Here is a 9,588-nt window from a genome sequence, read left to right as displayed (position 1 = left end):
CCCCCCCCCCCCCCCCCCCCCCCCCCCCCCCCCCCCCCCCCCCCCCCCCCCCCCCCCCCCCCCCCCCCCCCCCCCCCCCCCCCCCCCCCCCCCCCCCCCCACTACAGGTGAAGCGCAAGGCACTACCGGGCTTCAGCGCGCCAGGCCTTCCAGCAGCGGCTGGATGCTGGCGATCTCGCCATTGACCTGCAGTGGGCCTTCCGGCAACTCCAGTGGCAGCACTGCAAGCGCCAATGCGCCGGCCACACAGGCGACGCTGCCGATGTTGCTGTCCCCGTGCTGGACTGCATCACCAGAGTTTGCGAATGATGCGCATTCCAATAGCGCCAGCGAGCGCTTGGCCTTGCCCAGGAAATGGGTGCGGGCAACGATCTCCTGGCCCGGATAGCAGCCCTTCTTGACGCTGTAGGCGTTCAGGCGATCCAACCCCAGTTGCTGCGGCGTCCATTGCTCACGCTGTGCATCTTCAAGCCGGGGCAGGCCAAAACGAAGGTCGGATTGACGCCAAGCCAATTCAGGGGTGCTGTCGTTGGCAGCGGCTATGTTGCTGATCTGCAGCGTTCGCGGCACCGTTGCGCTGCCCACATCCAGTTCGATGACGCCGTCGGCCAGCTGCGCCAATTGCGCGCCATGGGCCGAAACGGGTGCTTCCAGCGCGGCATTCACTGCCAGCGTGCTGGCATGGCTGATGACGACCTTGCGGCGGAACACGAATCGCCGCAGTTGTTCGGCCATGGCCTCGGCGCCGCCGTCGTGGCAGACCAGCAGCAGGGTCTGTGCGTCTACCCGTACCAGCTGAAAGATAGACAGCACGCGGCCTTTGGCGGTCAGCCAGGCGCTCCATTGCCAATGACCGTCGGCCAACGAGGGCACGTCATTGGCGAACTGGGCTTGGGCGAAAGCGACCGCATCGGCTCCCGCAAGACTCACGATCTGAGCCTTGGAAAGTGTGCGGAAACCGGTGAAAGCAGGGGCGAGGTTGTCAGACACGTGACTGAGGACTAAAATTTGTGCGTTGCGAGACCACCAATGATAGGCCAAACAACCCCCACTCCCGAGCCCGAAGCTGAAGCCCCGTTGGGCCCCGAGAAGCAGCCGCTTCCCGAGGTTACGCCGGTGCCTCAGGAAATAGGCGGCCGCGGCGGACTTGATCCGGTGCGGTATGGCGATTGGGAGAAAAACGGGCGCTGCATAGATTTCTGAGCAGCGTTGAGCCAACGCGGCATTGAGCCGCCCAGCCGAGATATGAGTCAGCGAATGGCGAACAGACCCCGCCCCCTTTCTCCGCACCTGCAGGTGTATCGCTGGCAGATCCAGATGGCCACCTCGATCCTGCATCGAGTAACCGGCATCATTCTGACTGTCGGTTCCCTGATCATCGCAGGCGGCTTGTTCGCCCTGATGATGGGGCCTGAGTCCTGGAACTGCTTCACCACCCATGCCAGCGCCTGGTACGGCAAGGTGATCCTGTTCGGTTGGACCTGGTGCTTCGCCTATCACCTGTGCAATGGCATCCGCCATATCGTGCAGGACTTCGCCATCGGCTACGCCAAGGCTACCTTCATCCGCAGCAGCTGGATGTCGGTGATCGCCTCGCTGGTGCTGACCGCGCTGATCTGGGCTTACGTCTGCATGGGAGCTGCCGCATGAGCAAGTACCGCACCCCGCTGAAGAATGCGCGTGGCCTTGGCAGCGCCAAGTCCGGTACCGAGCACTTCGTCCACCAGCGCCTGACCGCCACCGCCCTGGTTGCACTGACCATCTGGTTCCTGTGCCTGGTGCTGAGCCTGATGGGCGCCGATTACGTTACCGCCGTGGAAACCATTTCCAAGCCGTGGAACGCGATCCTGCTGGGTGGCTTCCTGGTCGCCATGTTCTGGCATGCCCAGCTTGGCCTGCAGGTGGTCCTCGAGGACTACATCCACAACTCGCTGATGGCCCTGGCCCTGCAGACCACGGTCAAGTTCGTCGCCGTGCTCGGCGCCATCGTCAGCATCTTTGCGGTTGCCCGCATCGCGTTTGGGAACTGATACATGTCCGCTTACAACATCACTGAACACAAGGTCGACATGGTCGTCGTCGGCGCCGGTGGCGCTGGCCTGCGTGCAACGTTTGGCCTGGCCCAGAAGGGCCTGCAGACTGTCTGCATCACCAAGGTCTTCCCGACCCGTTCGCACACCGTGGCAGCACAGGGCGGTATCTCCGCCGCGCTTGCCAACATGGGCGAGGATGACTGGCGTTACCACTTCTTCGACACCATCAAGGGCTCGGATTGGCTGGGTGACCAGGACGCCATCGAGTACATGTGCCGTGAGGCCATCCCGGCCATCATCGAGCTGGAGCACTACGGCGTTCCGTTCTCGCGCACCGAAGAAGGCAAGATCTACCAGCGTCCGTTCGGTGGCATGACCACCAAGTACGGTGAAGGCCCGTCCGCGCAGCGTACCTGCGCCGCCGCCGACCGTACCGGCCACGCCATCCTGCACACCCTGTACCAGCAGTCGCTGGCGCACGATGCGCAGTTCATGATCGAGTACTTCGCACTCGACCTGATCTTCGACGACGAAGGCGTCTGCCGTGGCGTGCTCGCCCTGGACATGGCCGAAGGCACCCTGCACCTGTTCCGCTCGCAGGGCGTGGTGCTGGCAACCGGTGGTTACGGCCGTGCCTACTTCAGCGCCACCTCGGCGCATACCTGTACCGGTGACGGCGGTGGCTTGGTGGCCCGTGCCGGCCTGCCGCTGCAGGATATGGAGTTCGTGCAGTTCCACCCGACCGGTATCTACGGTGCCGGCTGCCTGATCACCGAAGGTGTGCGAGGCGAGGGCGGTATCCTGCGCAACAGCAGTGGCGAACGCTTCATGGAGCGCTACGCACCGCACTACAAGGATCTGGCATCGCGTGACGTGGTGTCGCGTTCGATGACCATCGAAATCCGCGAAGGCCGCGGCGTTGGCGAGCACAAGGATCACATCCTGCTCGACCTGACCCACCTCGGCCCGGGCGTGATCGACGACAAGCTGCCGGGTATTGCCGAAAGCGCGCGCATCTTCGCGGGCGTGGACGTGCACAAGCAGCCGATCCCGGTCATCCCGACCGTGCACTACAACATGGGCGGCATCCCGACCAACTACCACGGTGAAGTGGTGCGCAAGGTCGGCGACAACCCCGATGCAGTGGTGCCGGGCCTGTACGCCATCGGCGAAGCGGCCTGCGTGTCCGTGCACGGTGCAAACCGTCTGGGCTCCAACTCGCTGCTCGACCTGGTGGTGTTCGGCCGCGCCGTGGCCAACCGCTGCGCCGAGACGATCAAGCCGGGTGCGCCACACAAGACCCTGCCGTCCGATGCCTGCGACAAGGCCCTGGGCCTGCTCGACAAGCTGCGTCACGCCAATGGCGATACGCCGACCTCGGTCATCCGCGACAACATGCAGCGCACCATGCAGAACGATGCTGCCGTGTTCCGCACCAGCAAGACGCTGGAAGAAGGCTGCCAGAAGATGGCGCAGGTGTTCGATTCGTTCCAGGACGTCAAGGTTTCCGACCGTTCGCTGGTCTGGAACTCGGACCTGATCGAGACCTACGAGCTGAACAACCTGCTGCTCAATGCAGTGGCGACCATCAACTCGGCCGAGCAGCGCAAGGAAAGCCGTGGCGCCCACGCGCACGAGGATTACCCGGACCGCGACGACGTAAACTGGCAGAAGCACACGCTGGTCACTGTCGACGAAAAGGGCAAGTGCAGCTTCGATTACCGCCCGGTGCACATGTACACGCTCAGCGATGACGTGTCCGTGGTGCCGCCGAAGCCGCGCGTCTACTGATCCGGGGAACTTACGAACATGGCTGAATTTGCACTCCCGAAGAACTCCCGGTTGACCAAGGGCAAGCACTTCCCCGCCAAGGGCGGCGCGAAGAACACGCGTACCTTCAAGATCTACCGCTGGAGCCCCGATGGCGACCAGAACCCGCGTACCGACACCTACGAGATCGATCTCGATGCGTGCGGCCCGATGGTTCTGGACGCGCTGATCAAGATCAAGAACGAGATTGATCCGACCCTGACCTTCCGTCGCTCCTGCCGCGAGGGTATCTGCGGTTCGTGCGCGATGAACATCGACGGCACCAACACCCTGGCCTGCACCCGCGCCATTGCCGACTGCGGCAAGGCCGAAGTGCCGATCTACCCGCTGCCGCACATGGACGTGGTCAAGGATCTGGTTCCGGACCTGACCCACTTCTATGCGCAGTACGCCTCGATCAAGCCGTGGATCCGCACCCAGACCCCGGCTCCGGCAGACCGCGAACGCCTGCAGTCGCCGGACGACCGCAAGAAGCTGGACGGCCTGTACGAGTGCATCCTGTGCGCGTGCTGCTCGACCAGCTGCCCGAGCTACTGGTGGAACGGCGAGCGTTACCTGGGCCCGGCGATCCTGCTGCAGGCCTACCGCTGGATCATCGACTCGCGCGATGAAGACACCGGCGCACGCCTGGACGATCTGGAAGATCCGTTCAAGCTGTACCGCTGCCACACCATCATGAACTGCGCACGCACCTGCCCCAAGGGCTTGAACCCGGCACTGGCAATTGCCGAGATCAAGAAGCTGATGATGGCGCGCCGCGCTTGATGTGTTCTGCCTTCTCCCTTCGGGAGAAGGTGCCCCGCAGGGGCGGATGAGGGTACGGGTGAAGCCTGCTGCCCTCGATTTCGCGGGAGCTTCGCTCCAACCCTCACCCCAACCCCTCTCCCGGCGGGAGAGGGGCTCTGGTATCCGAGGTACCCGAAGCCATGCAGACCGAAGACGAAATCCTGTTGAAGAAGCTGCGCTGGCGCTGCCGGCGCGGCATGCGCGAGCTGGATCAGCTGTTTGGCCGTTATCTGGACCGCCGTTGGCTGGAAGCACCTGCGGCCGAGCGCGAGGTTTTCCTGCAGTTGCTGGACACCGAAGACGATAAGTTGTGGCGCTGGTCCATGGGCTACGAGGTCTGTCCGGATGCGTCGCAGGCGCAGCTCATCGCCTATATCCGCGCCCTTCCGGTGTGAGTGGCGTCCGTCACGCTGGCTGATCTGCGCGATCCTTGGCCTGGCGGTACTGGCCGCCATTTCGATACTGAACTGTAGATTGGGGCCGGGCCATGCCTGGCCGTTCGCCGTGTGCGTGCTTGGCTGTGGGCTGCTGCAGGCGCGGGCTGAGTGGCGAAGGCCATGCTGGGGCCTGCTGATACCGCCACCGCCGGGGTCGCCGAGCGTTGATGGAGTGCCTGTTGGGCAGGTCGAACTGCTCGAGCGCGGACCGCTGCTGGTGCTGCGCTGGCGGCTTGGAAAACAGCGCCAGCAGGCGCTGTTCTGGCCCGATACCCTGCCGCGCGCGCTACGACGTGAACTGCGACTGGCCGTAAAGGCGCATGGCGTTTCCCGCCAGCCGCCGGGAATGGCACCATAGCGACCAGTTCACGGGCAGACACGCATGTTCAAACCCTTACCTGTCGCAATCGGTTTGCGCTATCTGCGCGCCAAGCGCCGCAATGGCTTCATTTCCTTCATCTCCATGGCTTCCATCCTCGGCATTGCGCTCGGGGTGATGGTGCTGATCACCACCTTGGCGGTGATGAGCGGCTTCCAGAAGGAAATCCGCGACCGCCTGCTGCAGATGTCGGCCCACGCCACGGTCAGTGCCGATGGCGAGCCGATGGCCAATTGGCAGCACGCCATCGACGTGGCGACCAAGGATCCGCGCGTGGCCGGTGCCGCGCCGTATATCGAGATCCAGGGCATGTTGAGCGGCCTGCGGGTGCAGGGCGCGATCATCCAGGGCGTTGACCCGGCGCAGGAATCCAAGGTCTCGGTGCTGGCCGAGAAGATGACCAAGGGCAAGCTGGACAGCCTGCAGCCCGGCGAATTCAACATGGTGGTCGGCAAGGAGCTGGCGATCTGGTTGGGCGTGGATGTCGGCGACAGCGTCGTGGCCACGCTGGCCGAAGTGCAGGGCACGCCGATGGGCGCCATGCCGCGGGTCAAGCGCTTCAAGGTCAGCGGCATCTTCGAGGCTGGCTCCAATGAAGTCGACCGCGGCGTCGCCTTCACCAACATGCAGGACATGGAGCGCGTGCTGCGCATGGACGGCGTCACCGGCGTGCGCCTGAAGATGCACGACATGGACCAGGCCTATACCGTGGCCCGCGATCTGGCAGTCAACCTCAACGGCTATTACCGGGTGAGCGATTGGACCCAGGAGAACGCCAATCTCTACCACTCGTTGCGTATGGAAAAGACGGTGATGGGCATCCTGCTCTCGCTGATCGTGGCAATGGGTGCCTTCAACCTCGTGTCGTCGCAGGTGATGCTCGTTACCGACAAGCAGGCCGATATCGCCATCCTGCGCACGCTTGGCCTTACGCCCGGTGGCGTCATGCAGGTGTTCATGGTGCAGGGCACGCTGATCGGCGTGTTCGGCACCATTGTCGGCGTGATCAGCGGCATCACCTTGACCCTCAACCTGGAACGCATCCTCGGCCTGATCGAGACCGTGTTCAACATCAAGCTGCTGCCGGAGGATGTGTACTACATCACCGGCCTGCCGACCGACATGCAGACCGGCGATATCGTCGTGATCACCGTGGTGGCGCTGCTGATGAGCTTTGCCGCAACCATCTACCCGGCGTGGCGCGCAGCCCGCACCCAGCCGGCCGAGGCGCTGCGCTATGAATGAGAACGCATTGATGGAATCGGTAATCCGCGCCGAGGGTCTGGGCAAGACCTATGCCGAAGGCAAGATGCACACACCGGTATTCGACGGCCTGGACTTGAACGTTGCCGCCGGCGAGACCGTGGCCATCGTCGGTGCCTCCGGCGCAGGCAAGAGCACTTTGCTGCACCTGCTGGGCGGCTTGGATATTCCGACCGCCGGTGAGGTCTATGTCGCCGGTCAGCGCATGTCGGCCCTGTCCGATGCCGCACGCGGCAAGCTGCGCAACAGCTCTCTAGGCTTCGTCTATCAGTTCCATCACCTGCTACCGGAATTCACCGCGCTGGAGAATGTGATGATCCCGGTGATGCTGGGCGGCAGTGACCCGGCCGGCGCCAGCGCCCGCGCCAAGGCCTTGCTGGAATCGGTTGGGCTTGGCCATCGGCTGGATCACAAGCCGGGCGAGCTGTCGGGCGGCGAACGCCAACGCACCGCGGTTGCCCGCGCCCTGGTCAACCAGCCGGGCTGCGTGTTGGGTGATGAGCCCACTGGCAACCTGGACGACAAGACTGCCGGTACCGTGTTCGACCTGATGCTGGAGTTGAATCGGGTCCACCGCACCAGTTTGGTTCTGGTCACCCATGATCGCAGTCTGGCGCGCAAGCTGGATCGCGTGCTGGAGCTGCGCCAGGGCCGGCTGCACGAGTTGGCCAGTAGCGGGGTTTGAGTCGCGAAAGGGAGGTGTTGGTCCCGTGGCCGCCATGGGGCTAGCATGCTTGGGTAAGTACTAGCTGCTTCATGGGGTCGGGTTGTTTCCTTCAATGAGGATTGCTGTCATGAAGAAAATGCTTGTTGCGATGCTGTTGGCCGCCGTTCTTGGTGGCTGTGCAACGACGGGAAAGCTGACCAGTGCCGAGCGGCTTGATCTCTACCGCGCCCACGCTGGTGAGCCGGTGAAGAACTTCAGATACTTCGGTTCGCTCAATGGCTGGACCGAGCTGGGCGACAGTGCATTGGCGGTATGGACCAAGCCCAACGAAGCCTGGCTGCTGAATCTCAGCGGGCCGTGCATGGATCTGTCATTCGCCCCGGCGATCAGCATCACCAACATGATGGGGCAGGTGTCGGCGCGTTTTGACCGCGTGATCGTGCATGGTGGCGGCCCGATGGCACGTGTGCCGTGCCGGATCGAGAGCATCCAGCCACTGGACGTGAAGAGCCTGCGCGCATCCGAGAAAGAGCTGCGTGAGGCCAAGATCTCCGAGCGCGCTGCAGATCAGGGCACGGACACGGAGTGAGATGCCATCTGTAGTGCCGAGCCATGCTCGGCAGGGGCCTTCATGCGCGGACCAGCCGTCGCCGGTAAGGCCCCAGCCGAGCATGGCTCGGCGCTACAGGGTCCGGTTTTATTCCGCTTCCGGCGCAACGTAGCCGGCCGGCTTTTCCGCGCCGCCGGAGAACAGGTACTTCACCAGCTCTTCCTCGAGGAAGGCGCGGTGCTTGGGGTCGCGCGGTGACAGCCGGTTCTCGTTGATCAGCATGGTCTGGTGCGCCAGCCATGCCGCCCACGCCTGCTTGCCGATGTTGGCGAAGATGCGCTGCCCCAGTTCGCCGGGATAAGGCACGAAATCCAGTCCCTCGGTTTCGCGTTGTTCGTATTGGCAGAAGACGGAGCGGGGCATGGTGTAGTCCTGTCGAATCAGTGCGCCGGATGACGTTCCAGCAGTTTGCGGATGGGCGCGGGCAGGCCGATTGCGACGAGCTCGTCACGCGCTACCCAACGTAGATCAGCATTGTCACCGACCTTGGATTTGAGTGCGACCTTGCGCAGGTGCAGTGGCTGCAGATGCAGGCGGTAATGGCTGAAGGTATGCACGATCAGCGGCAGCTCGTTGGCGTTGTCGTAGTTGCCTTTGATGCTGGCGGCGAACCACTCGCGCAGCGCGCTGTCAGTGTCGGCCTGCGGCAGCGTCCACAGTGAGGCCCAGATGCCGGTTGGCGGGCGCTTGAGCAGCAGGATGCGGCCGTCGCTGTCTTCCAGCAACAGGGCGCTGGCTTCGCGCTCCGGCAGCACTTTGCTGGGCTTCGGCGTGGGGAGTGAATCGACCAGGCCGCGTGCATATGCGGTACAACTGCGCTGCAGCGGGCAGAGGATGCAGGCCGGCTTGGCGCGTGTGCACAGGGTCGCGCCGAAATCCATCTGCGCCTGGGTGTAGTCGGCCATGCGCCCGACCGGCACCTGCGCGACGTGTGCCTCAGCTTGTGCCCACAGTTGTTTCTCGATGGCAGGCAGGCCGGGGAAACCGGTGATGCCGTGGTAGCGGGTCAAGACGCGCTTGACGTTGCCATCGAGGATCGCGAACGGGTCGTTCCATGCCTGGCTGAGGATGGCGCCGGCGGTGCTGCGGCCGATGCCGGGCAGGGCGAGCAGGGCATCGAAATCACGCGGCAGTTCACCGCCATGCAGTTCGACGCATTGCCTGGCTGCGGCATGCAGGTTGCGGGCGCGTGCGTAATAGCCCAGGCCGGCCCAGTGCGCCATCAAGGTGTCGTTGTCGGTTGCTGCCAGATCGCGCAGCGTTGGGAACGACTGCACGAAGCGTTGGAAATAGGGTGTTGCAGTGGCGACCTGGGTCTGCTGCAGCATGATTTCCGATAGCCAAACCCGATACGGCGAACGCGGATGCTGCCAGGGCAGATCGTGGCGGCCGTGCTGGTCAAACCAGGTGAGGAGTTGGCTGGGGAAGTTGGGCATTGGCTCGCAGGCGATGGCTGGCGATTGCATCGAGTCCCTTCTCCCGCGGGCGGGAGAAGGTGCCCCGAAGGGGCGGATGAGGGGAGCTTTTGATTCCGCTCGTAGAGCTTCCCCTCACCCCAACCCCTCTCCCGTAAACGGGAGAGG

13 protein-coding genes are annotated in these 9,588 nt (G+C 63.9%); 10 read left to right on the top strand and 3 right to left on the bottom strand.

The features are described 5' to 3' along the window. Nucleotides 1-132: 132 nt before the first annotated feature. Nucleotides 133-990 carry a CAF17-like 4Fe-4S cluster assembly/insertion protein YgfZ gene (ygfZ, locus tag ACVOLI_RS02720; protein ID WP_481533416.1) on the bottom strand — a complete coding sequence of 286 codons (858 nt, stop codon included), beginning with the start codon at nt 988-990 and terminating at the stop codon, nt 133-135. Nucleotides 991-1,029: 39 nt separating this feature from the next. Between ygfZ and ACVOLI_RS02715 the strand changes: the two genes are divergently transcribed. The 10 genes from ACVOLI_RS02715 to ACVOLI_RS02670 all read left to right on the top strand — a co-directional run bounded on the left by ACVOLI_RS02715 (nt 1,030) and on the right by ACVOLI_RS02670 (nt 7,984). Then, the gene (locus tag ACVOLI_RS02715) at nt 1,030-1,203 is read left to right on the top strand and encodes a DUF1674 domain-containing protein (RefSeq protein WP_303746729.1); all 174 of its coding nucleotides are present in this window, start codon (nt 1,030-1,032) and stop codon (nt 1,201-1,203) included. Between the two features lie 54 nt (nt 1,204-1,257). After that, nucleotides 1,258-1,650, top strand: a complete 393-nt coding sequence (gene sdhC / locus ACVOLI_RS02710) for a succinate dehydrogenase, cytochrome b556 subunit (protein ID WP_057626052.1) — start codon at nt 1,258-1,260, stop codon at nt 1,648-1,650. Continuing rightward, nucleotides 1,647-2,030: a succinate dehydrogenase, hydrophobic membrane anchor protein gene (sdhD, locus tag ACVOLI_RS02705; protein ID WP_303746727.1), complete on the top strand. Its 384-nt coding sequence runs from the start codon at nt 1,647-1,649 to the stop codon at nt 2,028-2,030. The genes sdhC and sdhD overlap by 4 nt, the downstream gene beginning before the upstream one ends. A 3-nt stretch (nt 2,031-2,033) precedes the next feature. Continuing rightward, entirely contained in the window at nt 2,034-3,824 is a 1,791-nt protein-coding gene (gene sdhA, locus ACVOLI_RS02700) for a succinate dehydrogenase flavoprotein subunit (RefSeq protein WP_481533415.1), read from the top strand. 18 nt (nt 3,825-3,842) lie between these two features. Beyond that, a complete protein-coding gene (locus tag ACVOLI_RS02695; RefSeq protein ID WP_282268791.1) occupies nt 3,843-4,628 on the top strand; it encodes a succinate dehydrogenase iron-sulfur subunit in 786 nt (261 codons plus the stop codon). Nucleotides 4,629-4,789: 161 nt separating this feature from the next. Beyond that, entirely contained in the window at nt 4,790-5,044 is a 255-nt protein-coding gene (locus tag ACVOLI_RS02690) for an FAD assembly factor SdhE (protein WP_282268793.1), read from the top strand. Nucleotides 5,045-5,258: 214 nt separating this feature from the next. Further along, nucleotides 5,259-5,444, top strand: coding sequence for a hypothetical protein (locus tag ACVOLI_RS02685; protein ID WP_481533414.1), 186 nt, complete (start codon nt 5,259-5,261; stop codon nt 5,442-5,444). Between the two features lie 24 nt (nt 5,445-5,468). Then, nucleotides 5,469-6,710 (top strand): lipoprotein-releasing ABC transporter permease subunit, encoded by a 1,242-nt coding sequence (locus ACVOLI_RS02680; RefSeq protein ID WP_282268798.1) that lies wholly within the window; start codon nt 5,469-5,471, stop codon nt 6,708-6,710. Continuing rightward, nucleotides 6,703-7,413, top strand: a complete 711-nt coding sequence (gene lolD, locus ACVOLI_RS02675; protein ID WP_481517947.1) for a lipoprotein-releasing ABC transporter ATP-binding protein LolD — start codon at nt 6,703-6,705, stop codon at nt 7,411-7,413. The genes ACVOLI_RS02680 and lolD overlap by 8 nt, the downstream gene beginning before the upstream one ends. 109 nt (nt 7,414-7,522) lie before the next feature. Further along, nucleotides 7,523-7,984 carry a DUF6491 family protein gene (locus ACVOLI_RS02670; protein WP_481533413.1) on the top strand — a complete coding sequence of 154 codons (462 nt, stop codon included), beginning with the start codon at nt 7,523-7,525 and terminating at the stop codon, nt 7,982-7,984. 108 nt (nt 7,985-8,092) lie between these two features. On the opposite strand, the gene ACVOLI_RS02665 is transcribed toward ACVOLI_RS02670, so the two are convergent. Then, nucleotides 8,093-8,368 (bottom strand): oxidative damage protection protein, encoded by a 276-nt coding sequence (locus tag ACVOLI_RS02665; protein ID WP_296250419.1) that lies wholly within the window; start codon nt 8,366-8,368, stop codon nt 8,093-8,095. Between the two features lie 17 nt (nt 8,369-8,385). Further along, nucleotides 8,386-9,441 (bottom strand): A/G-specific adenine glycosylase, encoded by a 1,056-nt coding sequence (mutY, locus tag ACVOLI_RS02660; RefSeq protein ID WP_481533420.1) that lies wholly within the window; start codon nt 9,439-9,441, stop codon nt 8,386-8,388. Nucleotides 9,442-9,588: the final 147 nt, after the last annotated feature.

The organism is Stenotrophomonas sp. STEN029, assembly GCF_056760015.1.
Note: the sequence above shows the minus strand (reverse complement) of the source record. Positions and strands in the feature narration are given on the sequence as shown.

Bases quoted from the DNA above. Each gene is read 5' to 3' on its own strand.
- ACVOLI_RS02715 (WP_303746729.1), top strand. From the start codon at position 1,030: ATGATAGGCCAAACAACCCCCACTCCCGAGCCCGAAGCTGAAGCCCCG.
- sdhC (WP_057626052.1), top strand. From the start codon at position 1,258: ATGGCGAACAGACCCCGCCCCCTTTCTCCGCACCTGCAGGTGTATCGC.
- sdhD (WP_303746727.1), top strand. From the start codon at position 1,647: ATGAGCAAGTACCGCACCCCGCTGAAGAATGCGCGTGGCCTTGGCAGC.
- sdhA (WP_481533415.1), top strand. From the start codon at position 2,034: ATGTCCGCTTACAACATCACTGAACACAAGGTCGACATGGTCGTCGTC.
- ACVOLI_RS02695 (WP_282268791.1), top strand. From the start codon at position 3,843: ATGGCTGAATTTGCACTCCCGAAGAACTCCCGGTTGACCAAGGGCAAG.
- ACVOLI_RS02690 (WP_282268793.1), top strand. From the start codon at position 4,790: ATGCAGACCGAAGACGAAATCCTGTTGAAGAAGCTGCGCTGGCGCTGC.
- ACVOLI_RS02680 (WP_282268798.1), top strand. From the start codon at position 5,469: ATGTTCAAACCCTTACCTGTCGCAATCGGTTTGCGCTATCTGCGCGCC.
- lolD (WP_481517947.1), top strand. From the start codon at position 6,703: ATGAATGAGAACGCATTGATGGAATCGGTAATCCGCGCCGAGGGTCTG.
- ACVOLI_RS02670 (WP_481533413.1), top strand. From the start codon at position 7,523: ATGAAGAAAATGCTTGTTGCGATGCTGTTGGCCGCCGTTCTTGGTGGC.
- ACVOLI_RS02665 (WP_296250419.1), bottom strand. From the start codon at position 8,368: ATGCCCCGCTCCGTCTTCTGCCAATACGAACAACGCGAAACCGAGGGA.
- mutY (WP_481533420.1), bottom strand. From the start codon at position 9,441: ATGCCCAACTTCCCCAGCCAACTCCTCACCTGGTTTGACCAGCACGGC.